At 60.2% G+C, this 15,345-nt stretch carries 14 protein-coding genes and 1 pseudogene; 4 read left to right on the forward strand and 11 right to left on the reverse strand.

The genetic code is table 11. The annotated features are described in order from the left end of the window. The first annotated feature begins 71 nt into the window (after positions 1-71). Complete coding sequence (locus tag J1G18_RS17565; RefSeq protein WP_108588886.1) at positions 72-1,007, forward strand: lipid A biosynthesis lauroyl acyltransferase; 936 nt, start codon at positions 72-74, stop codon at positions 1,005-1,007. A gap of 35 nt (positions 1,008-1,042) precedes the next feature. Next, entirely contained in the window at positions 1,043-2,215 is a 1,173-nt protein-coding gene (locus J1G18_RS17570) for a patatin-like phospholipase family protein (protein WP_097087551.1), read from the forward strand. A gap of 123 nt (positions 2,216-2,338) precedes the next feature. On the opposite strand, the gene J1G18_RS17575 is transcribed toward J1G18_RS17570, so the two are convergent. From J1G18_RS17575 to puuE, 8 genes are all read right to left on the reverse strand, one after another. Further along, positions 2,339-3,124, reverse strand: coding sequence for an outer membrane protein OmpK (locus J1G18_RS17575; protein ID WP_027613346.1), 786 nt, complete (start codon positions 3,122-3,124; stop codon positions 2,339-2,341). A gap of 373 nt (positions 3,125-3,497) precedes the next feature. Then, positions 3,498-4,283, reverse strand: coding sequence for an outer membrane protein OmpK (locus J1G18_RS17580; protein ID WP_098967918.1), 786 nt, complete (start codon positions 4,281-4,283; stop codon positions 3,498-3,500). Between the two features lie 157 nt (positions 4,284-4,440). Beyond that, complete coding sequence (locus J1G18_RS17585) at positions 4,441-5,799, reverse strand: nucleobase:cation symporter-2 family protein (RefSeq protein WP_047292943.1); 1,359 nt, start codon at positions 5,797-5,799, stop codon at positions 4,441-4,443. 337 nt (positions 5,800-6,136) lie between these two features. After that, positions 6,137-7,450 (reverse strand): urate hydroxylase PuuD, encoded by a 1,314-nt coding sequence (locus J1G18_RS17590; RefSeq protein ID WP_134785817.1) that lies wholly within the window; start codon positions 7,448-7,450, stop codon positions 6,137-6,139. A gap of 51 nt (positions 7,451-7,501) precedes the next feature. Continuing rightward, positions 7,502-8,005: an ureidoglycolate lyase gene (locus J1G18_RS17595; protein WP_041068829.1), complete on the reverse strand. Its 504-nt coding sequence runs from the start codon at positions 8,003-8,005 to the stop codon at positions 7,502-7,504. A 117-nt stretch (positions 8,006-8,122) separates the two neighbouring features. Continuing rightward, positions 8,123-9,118 (reverse strand): allantoicase, encoded by a 996-nt coding sequence (gene alc, locus J1G18_RS17600; RefSeq protein WP_003223166.1) that lies wholly within the window; start codon positions 9,116-9,118, stop codon positions 8,123-8,125. An 88-nt stretch (positions 9,119-9,206) separates the two neighbouring features. Continuing rightward, on the reverse strand, positions 9,207-9,722 hold the full coding sequence (uraD, locus tag J1G18_RS17605) for a 2-oxo-4-hydroxy-4-carboxy-5-ureidoimidazoline decarboxylase (protein ID WP_135295277.1): 516 nt from the start codon (positions 9,720-9,722) through the stop codon (positions 9,207-9,209). Further along, positions 9,719-10,645, reverse strand: a complete 927-nt coding sequence (puuE, locus tag J1G18_RS17610) for an allantoinase PuuE (protein WP_096797017.1) — start codon at positions 10,643-10,645, stop codon at positions 9,719-9,721. Before puuE ends, uraD begins: the two co-directional genes overlap by 4 nt. Before the next feature lie 421 nt (positions 10,646-11,066). Here puuE and uraH point away from each other — a divergent pair, with 421 nt between their 5' ends. Then, on the forward strand, positions 11,067-11,420 hold the full coding sequence (gene uraH, locus J1G18_RS17615) for a hydroxyisourate hydrolase (RefSeq protein ID WP_003223171.1): 354 nt from the start codon (positions 11,067-11,069) through the stop codon (positions 11,418-11,420). 192 nt (positions 11,421-11,612) lie between these two features. Here the strand turns inward: uraH and J1G18_RS17620 are convergent, their stop codons facing one another. From J1G18_RS17620 to J1G18_RS28055, 3 genes and pseudogenes are all read right to left on the reverse strand, one after another. Next, entirely contained in the window at positions 11,613-12,239 is a 627-nt protein-coding gene (locus tag J1G18_RS17620; RefSeq protein WP_223008150.1) for a LysE family translocator, read from the reverse strand. A 90-nt stretch (positions 12,240-12,329) separates the two neighbouring features. Continuing rightward, positions 12,330-13,679 carry an NCS2 family permease gene (locus tag J1G18_RS17625; protein WP_027613339.1) on the reverse strand — a complete coding sequence of 450 codons (1,350 nt, stop codon included), beginning with the start codon at positions 13,677-13,679 and terminating at the stop codon, positions 12,330-12,332. Positions 13,680-13,970: 291 nt separating this feature from the next. After that, positions 13,971-14,159: pseudogene (locus J1G18_RS28055) on the reverse strand (MarR family transcriptional regulator); the annotation flags it as partial. Here J1G18_RS28055 and J1G18_RS17630 point away from each other — a divergent pair. Continuing rightward, complete coding sequence (locus J1G18_RS17630; protein ID WP_223008209.1) at positions 14,147-15,316, forward strand: PLP-dependent aminotransferase family protein; 1,170 nt, start codon at positions 14,147-14,149, stop codon at positions 15,314-15,316. The pseudogene J1G18_RS28055 and the gene J1G18_RS17630 sit on opposite strands and share 13 nt — an antisense overlap. The last annotated feature ends 29 nt before the right edge of the window (positions 15,317-15,345 follow it).

The raw sequence follows: 15,345 nt of genomic DNA on the forward strand, positions 1-15,345 counted from the left end.
AGAACGCCCGCGAGCCGCAAGCCGGGTCGAACGATGTAGAATGCGCGGCCACTGAATTTACGGAAGCTTTAATGGATCGCCCGCGTTTTCGAAGAGCCTTTCTTTCTCCCCGCTTCTGGCCGCTCTGGTGCGGTCTGGGGCTGTTGTGGCTGGTCGTGCAGTTGCCGTATGCGGTTTTACTGACGATCGGTCGTGTGCTGGGCGCATTGATGTATCGCGTGGCCGGCGACCGGCGGCGTATCGCCAAGCGCAATCTCGAGCTGTGCTTCCCGGAAAAATCCGCCGCCGAGCGTAAACGCTTGCTCAAGGAAAACTTCGCCTCCACCGGCATCGCTTTTTTTGAAATGGCGATGAGTTGGTGGTGGTCCCGTGAGCGTCTGGCCAAACTGGCCCACGTCGAAGGCCTGGAGCATCTGCAAAAGGCCCAGCGCGAAGGCAAGGGCGTGATCCTCATGGCCGCGCACTTCACCACCCTGGAAATCGGCGCCGCGCTGCTCGGCCAGCAGCACACCATCGATGGCATGTACCGCGAGCACAAGAACCCGTTGTTCGACTTCGTCCAGCGTCGGGGCCGTGAGCGGCACAATCTCGATTCGCTGGCGGTGGAGCGTGACGACGTGCGTGGCATGCTCAAGTTGCTGCGTTCGGGCCGGGCGATCTGGTACGCACCGGATCAGGACTACGGCGCCAAGCAAAGCATCTTCGTGCCGCTGTTCGGCATTCAGGCGGCGACGGTGACTGCGACCACCAAGTTTGCCCGTCTGGGCAAGGCGCTGGTGGTGCCGTTCACTCAGGAGCGTCTGGCCGACGGCAGCGGTTACCGGTTGGTGATCCATCCTCCGCTGGAAGACTTCCCGGGTGAAACCGAAGAGGCCGACTGCATCCGCATCAACCAGTGGGTGGAAAGTGCGCTGCGCGCCTGCCCTGAGCAATACTTGTGGGCGCACCGCCGCTTCAAGAGCCGTCCACCGGGCGAGCCGAAGCTTTACCCCAAACGACGCGGCTGATTCACTCACCCTTTCAAGCACCATGGAGCGTTGCGATGAGCCCTGCGGAACCGGTCACAGGTTTGATTCTTTCCGGCGGCGGGGCTCGGGCGGCGTATCAGGTGGGGGTACTGGCGGCGATTGCCGAATTGCTGCCGCTGGGCGCGGACAATCCGTTTCCGGTGATCGTCGGCACTTCGGCCGGGGCGATCAACGCGGTCAGCCTCGCCAGTGGTGCCACCGATTTTCGCGCCGCCATCGAACGCCTCACACTGTTCTGGCAGGGCTTTCGCAGTCATCGGGTGTTGCGCAGTGACTGGCCGGGGGTGATCCGTCAGGCCAGCCGCTTTGTCAGTCACAGCCTGCTCGGCATCGGTCGCCAACTGCCGGTGGCGCTGCTCAACAGTTCGCCGCTGCGCGAGCTGCTCAATGAAAAACTGCACATGCCCGGTATCGCCGAATCCATCGCGCGCAAGCAATTGCATGCGGTGGCGGTGACCGCGTTCGGCTACGAATCGGGGCAGGCGGTGACCTTCTATCAGGGCGGCGGCACGATCGATGCGTGGTTGCGCCATCGGCGGATCGGCGTGCCGGCGCAATTGTCGGTGGACCATCTGCTCGCCAGTTCGGCGATCCCGTTGCTGTTTGCCCCGGTGAAAATCGGTGAGGAATATTTCGGCGACGGCGCGGTACGCCAGTCGGCACCGATCAGCCCGGCGCTGCACCTGGGCGCGAGTCGGGTGCTGGTGGTGGGCGTCAGCGGCAACCCGCGCGGGTTTGATCCGCAGCAGCCGCTGGAGCGCGCCTACACCGGTCAGCAGCCAACGCTGGCGCAGATCGGCGGGCACATGCTCAACAGCACGTTCATTGACAGTCTGGAGAGCGACATCGAGTTGCTGCAGCGTCTGAACCAGTTCAGCCACCTGATGCCCGAGGGCGTGCCGACTCGTGAGTTGGGCGTGGCGCCAGTGGAAGTGCTGGTGATTGCGCCGAGTCAGCCGATCGACGAGATCGCGGCGCGGCATCGGCAGGAGTTGCCGGCGGCATTGCGTCTGTTCTTGCGCGGCCCGGGGGCGACCAAGACCAGTGGGGCAGGGGTGCTGAGTTATCTGTTGTTCGAGGCGGGGTATTGCAGCGAGCTGATCGACCTGGGACGGCGCGATGCGTTGGCCAAGCGTGAGGAGTTGTGCCGGTTTCTGGGGATCACCGAGGCGGTCGCGCCCACCTGATATTTGTGCTGAAGCCATTCGCGAGCAAGCTCGCTCCCACATTGGTTCTGTGTTGGTCACAAAACCAGTGTGGGAGCGGGCTTGCTCGCGAAGGCGTCCTTGCAGACGCCACTGATACCAGGATCAGAAGTGGAACTTCACCAGGAAGCTGGTCACGTTCTGATTGGTGGTGAACGCACGGGTGTCGTCGATCCCGTACTTGTCTTTCCAGTAGTCGTATTCAACACCGACGTACAGCTGCTTCTCGCCGAAATTCAGCGCCTTGCCCAGGTCGTATTTGACCTGTGGGTTGAAGTGCAGGTTGGCGTGGTATTCGCCTTTGCTGTTGACGTCGTTGTCGACCACCCAGTCCATGAAACCGTCGATCAGGATGTTCGAGTCGCCAACCGGAATGGTGTAGGACCAGACCGGGGTGATCTGCCAGACGTTGTCACCGGCGCGCGAGCCTTCGGTGTGGCGCTGGTAGAAGTTCAGCTGGAAGTAGTCGAAGCCTGGAATCGCCAGGTCAAAACCCGGGCCGATCAGGTACGACTCGACGTCGCCTTCACCGAACTCGTAAGTCATCGCCAGCAGCACATCCTTGACTGGACCGAATTCGATCTTCTGGTCGAGGATCTTGCCCAGCGACAGTCGTGGGCTGAATTCGCCATAGTAAGTGTTGTTGCCGACGCCGCCATCCGGCTTGCCGTTGTAGAAGATCTTGTCGACGAACAGGAAGTTGTCCCCGTACTTCCAGGCATCGGCGTGCTCGAAGGTGACGGTCTGCTGGATCGCCGGGTTGACCTTGAAGTCTTTGCCGTAGAGGTAGGTCAGGCTGTTGTTCTGCCATTGCAGCAGGCCGTCGGCCATGGCCTCGCCGCCGGCCAGCATCGATCCCGCGAGCATCAGGCTGGTGCACATACGTTTCATTCGGTTGCTCCCAAAGTAGGTGTTCCACGTTTATTTTTTTAAGATCGGCGCTCTGGTGTGGCGCCTTTTTTCGTCGCTGCAAAAGTCATCCGATCGGTCAGCTTCGCTGGTGATAGCAAGAGCTGGGCCAACGCTTTCGAAAAGCAAAAAAACGCCCGTTCGGCTGCTGAAAAACAGTCGATTGCGCGTGTTTTCGGGATGCCTCGGTACTGACCGGGGCCGGGATAAGTTGGCTTGTCGGTCAGGAATTAAATCCGGGCTTTTTTTTAGACCGAATTCAAGAGGCCGCGGAGAATACTGACTCCTCGGCCAGCTCTCAAGTGCCCCGCAACAGAGCACCGACGACAGGTATGGGGCACGGTTGCGGGCCATCTCAGAAGTGCACCTTCACCAGCAGGCTGGCGGTGTTCTGGTTGGTGTCGAGGTTGTGGCTGCTTTCGACGCCGTATTTGTTCTTCCAGTAGCTGTATTCGGTGCCGACATACAGCTGCTTGTGGCTCCAGCCGAGGGCTTTGCCGAGGTCGTATTTGATCTGCGGATTGATGTGCAGGTTGGCGTGGTAGGTGCCGCGCGAGTTCTGGTCGTTGTCGACGACCCAGTCCAGATAGCCGTCGATCAACAGGTCGGAATTGCCCAGCGGCACGCTGTACGACCAGCCCGGGGTGATCTGCCAGACGCCGTCGCCGGGGCGCGGGCCTTCGGTGTGGCGACGGAAGATGTTCAGGGTCACGTAGTTGAAGCCGGGCACCTTGAGGTCGAAGCCGGGGCCGATCAGGTAGGCCTCGCTATCGCCTTCGCCGTACTCGTAGGTCATCGCCAGCAGGACGTCCTTGATCGGGCCAAACTCGATTTTCTGGTCGAAGATCTTGCCGAACGAGAAGCGCGGGGTGAATTCGCCGTAGAAGGTGTGCGGGCCTTTGTTGCGGTCTTCCTGACCGTTGTAGAAGATCTTGTCGACGAACAGGAAGTTGTCGCCGTACTTCCACTTGTCGGCGTGCTCGAACGTCACCGTCTGCTGGATCGACGGGTTGATCGCGAAGTTCTTGCCGTACAGGTAGCTCAGGCTGTTGGTCTGCCACAGCAGTAAATCGCCGGCCATGGCCTGACTCGCGGCCAGCAGGCCGCCACTCAACAGAACGCTGGTTTGCGTGCGAATCATCGGTTGCTCCCTCTTGTTTTTATTTTTAAGGCGCAGAGCTGTTTCCCTTTGTAGGAGTGAGCCTGCTCGCGATGGCGTTCTTTCAGTCAACTCAAGTGTTGAATGTCATACCGCTATCGCGAGCAGGCTCACTCCTACAGGGTTAAATCGGTTGCTGTTAATGCTGATGTGCGTGGCAGTCGTTGATCGCTGCGCGTTCGGCGCCGCCGAGGATGTTGAACAGCAGATTCAACGTCAGCGCGCTGAGCGTGGCCATGGCGATGCCACTGTGGGTGATCGGGCTCATCCACAGCGGCAGATGCGCGAAGAACTCCGGACGCACCACCGGGATCAGGCCCATGCCGATGCTCACCGCCACCAGCAGTTGATTACGCCGGTCACCGATGTCGGCTTCTTGCAGGATCTTGATCCCGGTGGCAGCAACCATGCCGAACATCGCGATCGCCGCACCGCCCAACACCGCCGGCGGAATCGACGCCACCAGGAATGCGGCTTTCGGCAGCAGGCTGAGCACGATCAGCAGACCACCGGCGACGATGGTCACCGAGCGGCAGCGCACGCCGGTCATCTGCACCAGACCGATGTTCTGCGCGAACGAGGAGTGGGTGAAGGTGTTGAAGAACCCGGCAACGAACGAGGCGCCGGCATCGCACAGCAGGCCGCGACGCAGCATCCGCGGGCAGACTTCCTGACCGGTGATCTTGCCCAGCGCAAGGAACATCCCGGTGGACTCGACGAAAATGATCACCACCACCAGACACATCGACAGGATCGGCGCCAGTTCGAATTTCGGCATGCCGAAGTGCAGCGGGGTGACGAACTGAACCCACGGCGCGTTGGCCATGCCGCTCAGGTCGACCATGCCGATGGCGCCGCAGAGCACGTAGCCCAGGCACATGCCGATCAGCACGGAAATATTGACCCAGAAGCCGCGCATGAAGCGGTGGATCAGCAGAATGGTCGCCAGTACCAGAGCGGCGATGGCCAGATAAATCGGTGAGCCGAATTGCGCCGCGGCGGCACCGCCACCGGCCCAGTTCACGGCCACGGGGAACAGCGACAAACCGATCGAGGTGATGACTGTGCCGGTCACTAGCGGCGGGAAGAAACGCACGACCTTGGACATGAACGGCGCGATGAGCATGCCGAAGAACCCGGCGGCGATGGTTGCACCGAAGATCCCTTGCAGACCGATACCGGGCATGCCGGCCATGGCGACCATGCTGCCGACGGCGGCGAAACTGGCGCCCATCATCACCGGCATGCGGATGCCCATCGGGCCGATGCCGAGCGACTGGACGATGGTGGCGATACCGGCGACCAGCAGGTCGGCGTTGATCAGGAAGGCAATTTCTTCACGACTCAGGCCAGCGGCCTGTCCGATGATCAACGGCACCGCGATGGCACCGCCGTACATCAGCAGAACATGTTGCAAACCGACCAGGATCAGTTGCAAAAGGGGCAAACGCTGAATGGCGGGTGCGTCGGGGATGCGCGCTTTGGACAGCTCGGACATGCAACACCTCGGATCTTTTTTATTCTTGTGATTGAACAGCTGCCGGGTGGCTCACAGCTGTCCTTTTGCATCATTCATATATGTGGCAAAAAGCTTGTTGTGGTGAGGAAACCATTTGTTATGAGGAGATTTATTGTGGCGAGGGGATTTATCCCCGATGGGCTACGAAGTAGCCCCAAAAACCTGCAATCGCAATACATCAGGCAGATGGCAATTACAGGTATTGCGACGGCTGCGCCGCCGATCGGGGATAAATCCCCTCACCACAGGTAGATCCTCAAGCACAAGTAAATCCCATCACCACAAAAGCCTGCTTTTACACAGGCTTTTGTCTGGCTCAGTTGGTCTGGGCTCCCTGGGCGATCCATGCACCGATCAGGTCACGTTCCTGCTGGGTCATCTGCGTGATGTTGCCCAGTGGCATGATCTGCGTGGTGATGGCTTGCGCCTGGATCCGCGCCGCGTTCTGGCGGATCTGCTCGGGGGTGTCGAACATCACACCGGCGGGCGCCGCGCTGAACAACGGGCTGGTCGGTTTGGCCGAATGGCAGACCGCGCAGCGTTCCTGGATCACGTTGTGCACCTTGTCGAACGCAGGGCCTGCGTTGGACGCTTGCGCCGGTGCTGCTGCAGGGGCTGCTGGCGCTGCAGGTGCCGCCGTTTCAGCCGGTTTCGCGCCACCGCCCAGTGCCGTTTCCGGCAGCGGTTGGTACTCGATTTTCGCGGGTGCCTTGGCCACGTCCGGTGCGGTCGGCATCGGCGCAGGGCCGGTGACGTACGCCAGGGTGATCATGCCCACCGCTGCCACGGGCAGGGTCCAGGCAAACTTGTGGCTGTCGTGACGGGTGTTGAAGTAGTGACGCACCAACACCGCCAACACCGCGATCCCGGCCAGAATCAACCAGTTGTACTGGCTGCCGTAGGTGCTCGGGAAGTGGTTGCTGATCATGATGAACAGCACCGGCAGGGTGAAGTAGTTGTTGTGACGCGACCGCAGCAGGCCTTTGGCCGGCAGCGCCGGGTCCGGTGTACGGTTCTCGGCGATCGCTGCGACCAGTGCACGCTGTGCCGGCATGATGATGCGGAACACGTTGCCGACCATGATGGTGCCGATGATCGCGCCGACGTGCAGGTATGCACCGCGACCGCTGAACACCTTGCTGAAGCCATACGCCGCGCCAATGATCAGCACGAACAGGATGAAGCCGAGCAGGGCGGGTTTCTTGCCAAGGGCCGAATCGCAGAGGAAGTCGTAGATGAACCAGCCGGCGATCAGCGAACCGATGCCGATGGCCACGCCTTCAGGGCCGGTCAGGCCGCTGCCGGGTGCCACGAGGTAGAGCACGGGGTTGGAGTAGAACACCACGCACAGCAGCGCGATCCCCGACATCCAGGTGAAGTAGGCTTCCCATTTGAACCAGTGCAGGTTCTCCGGCATCGACGGCGGAGCCAGTTTGTATTTTTCCAGGTGATAGATACCGCCGCCGTGGATCGCCCACAGATCACCGGCCAGACCGGTTTTCGGGTTGACGCGGTTGAGGTTGTTCTCCAGCCAGACGAAGTAGAACGACGCGCCGATCCAGGCCACGCCAGTGATCATGTGAACCCAGCGCACGCTCAGGTTCAGCCATTCCAACAGATGTGCTTCCACAGTCTTTACCTCTCGCCTGTCACCCTTGTTGTCGGGTGATCAGACCTTCTCTTATTGGTGGGGGGCGAGGATCAAACGCTCATCCTCTTTGAAAAAATGCTCATCGCAGTTATTGCCTGTGCCACTGCGATCAACCACCAGGAAGTCATCCCGCTTTTCGATCGTCAGCACCGGGTGGTGCCAGACGCCGCGATGGTAATTGATGCCCTGCCTGCCGTTGGTGACGAAGGCGCGGACCAAGCCTGATACAGGTACATCGCCAAGTGGCGCGACCACGATCAGAAAGGGGTTGCCGAGCAGCGGAATGAAAGCCTGGCTGCCCAGCGGATGGCGTTCCAGCATGCTCACGGTCAGCGGCATGTCCTGCGCGTCGGCGCGGAAGATGCTGATGATCGCGTTGTCCTCAGGCGTAGCGGTTTCGACCGTCGCCAGTTTGTGGAAGCGCATGGTCGAACCGTTGTTGATCATGAAGTGGTCGCTGCCGTCGGTTTCGATCACGTCACCGAAGGGGGCGAAGGCTTCTTTGGTCAGCGGTTCAATCTGTAGTGTGCGCATGCTGTTCTTCTTATCCGAATTCTGTGTTGTTTGATCTGACGCTTTCGCGAGCAAGCTCGCTCCCACAGGAATTGCGATCAATGTGGGAGCGAGCTTGCTCGCGAATGGTCGCGCCGCTTACTTCGCTACCTTGCCGAGAACGCGCAGGCGGCTCACACCACCATCCGGGAACACGTTCAGACGGATGTGGGTGATCGGGCCCAGTGCCTTGATCTGCTCGACGAAGGTGTGTTCGGCGTGCATTTCCAGCTTCTGGCTCGGCAGCAGTTCACGCCAGAACAGCGACTGGGTTTCGATCTGGCTGTCGGTGCCGCCCTTGACGAACGCGCCCTGGATCGAGCAGGTGTCCGGGTAGTTGCCCTTGAAGTGCAGGGTGTCGACGATGATTTTTTCGATCTCGCCCGGATGGCCCAGCGCGACGATCACCCAGTCATTGCCCGGGGTGCGACGACGTGCGGTTTCCCAGCCGTCGCCCATGTTGATGCCACGGCCCGGGTTGAGAATGTTGCTCATGCGACCGAAGTGTTCGTCGGAGCAGGCGAGGGCGCGGCCACCGTTGAGGGCTGCTGCCAGGTCAACCTGTTCGTTGTCGCCAACAGCGGACCAGTCGCGGAACGGAATGCCGTACACGCGCAGACGGGCGACACCGCCGTCCGGGTAGATGTTGAAGCGCAAGTGGCTGAACGCTTGGTCATTGCTGATTTCGTGGTAGTGGTGGCTGTTGCCTTGCAGCTCGACGGCCGACAGCACTTCAGTCCACTGGGTGTTTTCGTCCGGCTCGCCCGAGGCCAGGAAGCACGCTTCCAGCGAGGCCGATGGCGGGAAGTTGCCGGTGAAGAATGAGGTGTCGATGTCCACGCCTTTGATCGAACCCGGTACGCCCAGGCGGATCACCGCGCTGTCGTAGCCTTCAAAGCGCTTGCGACGCGATTCCCAGCCGTCCATCCACTTGCCGTTGTCGTCGAACACCCCCTCCTTCCACACGGCCGGGGTCGGCTGAAACAGACGATTGGCGTCTGCGAACCAGTCATCGGTGACCGAGATGATTTTGGTGCCCAGACGGGCATCGGCCAGGTTGACGAACTTCTCGAAAGGTACGGCGTAAGCTTTCATTCTTCTTGTCTGCCTTTAATAAGTTGGCTGGGGATGCTTGCAAGGCCCTGGGTGCTCTCCGCGTTTGATGCACTCGGGCCAGGCTTCGCTAGAGAGTCAGTAAACGGAACAGGGCGATCTTGTTGATCTCCGCCAGCGCGCATTTGAATTCGGTGTCGACCGAGTTGTGAATGCGCGTTTCGAACGCCGCGAGGATCTGATGCCGGTTGCTGCCTTTTACCGCCATGATGAAGGGAAACTTGAACTTGGCCTTGTAGGCGTCGTTCAGCTCGGTGAAGCGCTGAAACTCTTCGGCCGTGCATTGGTGAATACCGGCGCCCGCCTGTTCATTGGTGCTGGCTTCGGTCAGTTGGCCCTGGACGGCAGCTTTGCCGGCCAGGTCCGGGTGAGCGTTGATCAGTGCCAGTTGACTGGTGTGATCGGCGCTCAACAGGATGTCGCTCATGCGCTGGTGCAGGGTTTCGATCTCGTCGATCGAGGCGTCCGCTCCCAGGTCGTAGGCCTTTTCGGCTACCCATGGCGAATGTTCGTAGATGTCGGCGAAGGCTTTGACGAAAGCGTCGCGGCTCAGGCTCGACGGTTGCAGGGTTTGAAAGCGGCTCATTGGGCGGCCCCTTGGTACGGGTGGGTTTCGTGCCAGTGACGCGCGATGTCGACGCGACGGCTGAACCACACCTGTTCATGACTTTTGGCGTATTCGATGAAGCGCTTGAGCGAGGCCAGACGCGCCGGACGGCCGATCAACCGGCAGTGCAGACCGATCGAAAGCATCTTCGGCGCTTCGGCGCCCTCGGCGTACAGTACGTCGAACGCGTCTTTGAGGTATTCGAAGAAATCGTCGCCCTTGTTGAAACCCTGCACCTGGGTGAAGCGCATGTCGTTGGTGTCGAGGGTGTACGGGATCACCAGGTGCGGTTTGCCGGTCGGGTTGTTCGGTTCCCAGTAGGGCAGGTCGTCGTCGTAGGTGTCGCAGTCGTAGAGGAAACCGCCTTCTTCCATCACCAGGCGCCGGGTATTCGGGCCGGTGCGGCCGGTGTACCAGCCCAGTGGGCGTTCGCCGGTGAGTTCGGTGAGGATGCGGATCGCTTCGAGCATGTGCTCGCGCTCCTGCGCCTCGTCCATGTACTGGTAGTCGATCCAGCGGTAGCCGTGGCTGCAGATCTCGTGACCGGCTTCAACCATCGCGCGGATCACGTCCGGGTGGCGCTGGGCAGCCATGGCCACGGCGAAGATGGTCAGGGGAATGTCGAATTCCTTGAACAGCTTGAGGATCCGCCAGACGCCGGCGCGGCTGCCATACTCGTAAAGCGATTCCATGCTCATATTGCGCGCGCCTTGTAGCGGCTGGGCAGCGACCATTTCCGAGAGGAAGGCTTCGGATTCTTTGTCGCCGTGCAGAATGTTGCGCTCGCCGCCTTCTTCGTAATTGAGCACGAAGGACAGGGCGATGCGCGCGTTGCCCGGCCAGTGTGGGTGAGGAGGGTTACTGCCGTAACCGATCAGGTCGCGTGGGTAGTCAGCGCTCACTGCAGTCTTCCTTCTTATTCGTTGACAGGTTTGTGTAACGGCCTGCACAGGCTGGCGTCACAGCGATGGGCTGATTGTATACAACTTTATTCGCAATTTGTAAGCCTGAATTTTCGCATTTTTCACCGACTGTCATCTTTTGCTGCTAATGGCGTAAACCTGCAAGAAACCTGCCTGATCAGTCAGCTAATGGATCGCAGGTTCAATAGCCAGGCACTTGGGGGGCATATCAAGGGTAAACACCCGAATGGCGGGGGTGATGCGAAAAATGTCGTTTTTATTGTGTACAATTTTTTTGAAAAGTGTCTTAATCAGTCGCTCGCCGCAACTTTTCGTGCTCCGAATCGGTGCGGTCTCCTTTTTACCTGACTTCGGGAGGCGCGAAGTCTGACTGCTCTTTGCGGCCAGGCGCGCAGAATCAATGGGACGTTTGACAACACACGTTTTGGACGCTGCACACGGTTGCCCGGGCAGCTCGATCAAGGTCGAGCTGTACCGCGTTGAAGGTTCGCACCTGGAATTGGTCGCCAGTGCGATAACCAACAGCGATGGCCGGGTCGATGCGCCGCTGCTGCAAGGCGATGACTACCGCACCGGGGTCTATCAGGTGCAGTTCCACGCCGGCGATTACTACCGCGCCCGTGGCGTGCAACTGCCGGAGCCGGCGTTCCTCGACGTGGTGGTGCTGCGTTTCGGCATCTCCGCCGAGCAGGATCATTACCACGTACCCCTGCTGATCTCGCCTTACAGCTATTCCACCTATCGGGGCAGCTGACCCCCAAGCAGCTGCCCCCACCGGGAAGCGACTGCGCATATAGCTTCTTTGGTCTTTCGCCCGCTCACACTGCGGGCTTTTTTTCGCTTGGAGGAAAGTGCTGTCTGGTCTGACGCCTTCGCGAGCAAGCCCGCTCCCACAAGGGAATGCATTCCAAATGTGGGAGCGGGCTTGCTCGCGAAGCTTTTGCTGTCAGCGGCTCAACAGCGATGCAGCACCGGCACCACTGAACAATCCGGCACTCACCCGGTTGAACCAGCTCTGCCCCTTGCCGCTGCGCAGATAACGCGCCGCACCATGCGCGCCCAACCCGTAAGCCAGCTTGCAGCACAGGTCGAGCACCGTCCAGGTTGCAATCATGATCAGCAACTGCGGCAGGAAAGGCTGCTCCGCGCTAAGGAACTGCGGCAGAAACGCGGCGAAAAACAGAATGTCCTTCGGATTGCTCGCGCCCAAGACAAACGCGCGGCCGAACAGTGTGCGGAAACGCGGCACCGGCGCGGCTTGCGGTACTTCGGCGCCTACCGCTGGCTGACGCGATTGCTGCCAGCTCTGCCAGGCGAGGTAGAACAGGTACAGCGCGCCGACGATTTTCAGGGCGCTGAACAGTTGTTCCGAGGCCAGCAGCAGGGCGCCCAGCCCCAGCGCCGACGCACTGAGCAGGCAGATCGAAGCGATCACGCCGCCGAGAAATGCCGGGTAAGAGCGGCGCAAGCCGTAGTTCAGACTGTTGCTGATCATCAGCAATGACAGCGGCCCCGGAATCAGGATCACCACCAGTGCAGCGCCGCTGAACAGCAGCCAGGTTTCCAGACTCATCACTTTGCTCCTTTTTTTGTTGTACTCAAGAATGTGCAAAAGCCCCACCCGCGAGGGTGAGGCTGGTTTGACGCTTGAACCGCGTGACGCTTACAAGAAGATGAACTTGGCGATAAAGATCGCGCAGAGCACCCACAGGCTGACGGAAATTTCCTTGTACTTGCCGGTACCGGCCTTCAACGCCACGTAGGTGATGAAGCCCAGCGCAATGCCGTCGGCGACCGAGAAGGTCAGCGGCATCATGATCGCTGTGACGATTGCCGGAATGGCGTCAGTAGCTTCATCCCATTCGATGTGGGCCATGCCGCCCATCATCAGCATCGCGACATAAATCAGCGCACCAGCAGTGGCGTAAGCCGGAATCATCCCGGCCAGCGGTGCGAAAAACATCGCCGCTATAAATAGCACACCCACGGTGACTGCGGTAAGACCAGTCCGACCACCAGCCGCTACACCTGCGGCACTTTCCACATAGCTGGTGACGGGCGGAACGCCGACCACCGCACCGAAGACGCTGGAGGCGCTGTCGGCTTTCATCGCTCGGGAAAGGTTTTCGATACGTCCGTCTGCGTTGACCAGATTGGCGCGCTGGGCCACACCCATCAGGGTGCCGGCGGTGTCGAACATGTGCACGAAGAGGAAAGCCAGGACCACGCTGATCATGCTGACGTTGAACACGCCCGCGACGTTCATTGCCATGAAGGTCGGTGCCAGGCTTGGCGGGGTCGACATGATCCCTTCGTAGTGCACGATGCCCAGGCCCCAACCGGCCAGGGTCACGGTGATGATGCTGATGAGGATCGCGCCGAAGACTTTGTGGTAGCTGAGGATCGCGATCATCAGGAAGCAGATCGCCGCCAGCAGCGGGCCGGGTTCACGCAGGGAGCCGAGTTTGATCAGGGTAGCCGGGCTGTCGACGACGATACCGGCGGTTTTCAGACCAATCAGCCCGAGGAACAGGCCGACGCCAGCGCCCATCGCAAAGCGCAGGCTGACCGGGATGCTGTTGAGCAGCCATTCGCGAATCCGCGAGAAGGTCAGAATCATGAACAACACACCGGAAACGAACACCGCACCAAGCGCGGTTTCCCAGTTGTAGCCCATGGTGCCGACCACGGTGTAAGTGAAGAAGGCGTTGAGGCCCATGCCCGGTGCCAGGCCCACCGGCCAGTTGGCGTACAGGCCCATCAGCAGGCAGCCGAGCGCGGCGGCGATGCAGGTGGCGACGAAGGCTGCACCGTGATCGATCCCGGCATCGGCCATGATGTTCGGGTTGACGAAGATGATGTAAGCCATGGTGATGAAGGTTGTCAGACCGGCAATCAGCTCGGTCTTCACCGTGGTGCCATGCAAGCTGAGTTTGAAGATGCGCTCCAGCACGCCTGTGCGTAAGGGCGGCGAGAGTTCCAGCGTCGATGCTTCGGATTTGCGGCTTTCCACAGCGAGTACTCCTCAAGAGTTTTATTGTTATTTCCAGGGCCGGACCCATGAGGGGTGGCAGCAGCCCTTTGAGGCATACGCGAATTTGTTGACCATGCGGTCAGGAACTCGCACGCAGTGGATTATGCTTTTGTGTACAAATAAAGCAAATATTGTTTTTTGTTTTGTTTACGAAAGGTCAGGCGATAGGGATATATCGCCCTTGCGTGCCCCTTCGCGAGCAAGCTCGCTCCAACATTTGAAATGCGTTCCACTGTGGGAGGGGGCTTGCTCCCGAAGAGGCCAGCCCAGTCAATCGAGATGTGACTGAGTGCTCCCAAGCGCCATATTCACCGCCAACCACCCATTCACCGCCGCCTCCCCAGCCTCGGCAAACACCCGCTCGAGCAACTTCACCTGCTCACGCCGCAACGCCTGCTCAAACTTCTCACCTTCAGCAGTCAGCTCCAGCAGCCGCTTACGCTTGTCTGCCTCCGACGCCCGAACGTGTTTCGCGCCTTAAAAGTTCTCTGATCCGTGAAATCCTCGCCGCCGCCCAGCGCCCGGAGGTGATGTCGTTCGCCGGTGGCCTTCCCGCCGAAGCCATGCTGCCGAAAGTCGAATGGTCCGAGATGCCGCTGGCGCTGGGTCAGTACGGCATGAGCGAAGGCGAGCCGGCGCTGCGTGAAGCGCTGGCGGCGCAGGCGCGAGCGTTGGGGCTGGAGTGCACGGCGAGTCAGGTGCTGGTGGTCAGCGGTTCCCAGCAGACCCTGGATCTGGCAGCCAAGTTGTACATCGACAAAGGCACCGAAATCCTGCTGGAAGCGCCGACCTACCTGGCTGCGTTGCAGATCTTCCAGCTGTTCGGCGCCGATTGCCTGACCGTGCCGCAAGAGGCCGATGGCCCGAATCTGGCCCAACTGCGCAGTCGACTTGAGCAACATCGCCCGGCGTTCATCTACCTGATCCCGACGTTCCAGAACCCCTCCGCCGTGCGCTACAGCGAAGCCAAGCGCGCCGCCGTCGCCGCATTGCTCGATGAATTCGGCGTGACCCTGATCGAAGACGAGCCGTACCGCGAATTGACGTTCGATGGCGGCAGCGCCAAACCGATTGCCGGGCGTTTGCAGAAAGCCAGCTGGATCTACACCGGCACCGTGTCGAAAACCTTGCTGCCGGGTTTGCGCGTCGGCTACCTGATCGCCAGCCCGGACCTGTTCCCGCATTTGCTCAAACTCAAGCAATCGGCAGATCTGCACACTAACCGCATCGGCCAGTGGCAGGCACTGCAATGGATCGGCACGGAAAAATATCAGCAGCACCTGAGCGAACTGCGCGGTTTCTACCGGCAGCGCCGCGATGCTTTCCAGTCAGCGCTGGAAACGCACTTTTCCGATCTGGCGAACTGGAACATGCCGCAGGGCGGGTTGTTTTTCTGGCTGACGCTCAAGCAACCGCTGGATACGCGAACCTTGCTCAACGAAGCGCTGGCCGGTGACGTGGCGTTCATGCCGGGCGAGCCGTTCTTTCCCGAACCGGATAAAAACCTCGGGCACCTGCGTTTGAATTTCAGTCACATCGATCCGGCGCGACTGGATGAAGGGCTTAAACGATTGGCGACGGTATTGAGGCAGGCGCAGATAGATCAAGCGGCCTGAAAAACGAATAAACCGGCTCTAGGGCCGGT

It is taken from the genome of Pseudomonas sp. MIS38 (assembly GCF_019891575.1).
Lineage (GTDB): Bacteria > Pseudomonadota > Gammaproteobacteria > Pseudomonadales > Pseudomonadaceae > Aquipseudomonas > Aquipseudomonas putida_A.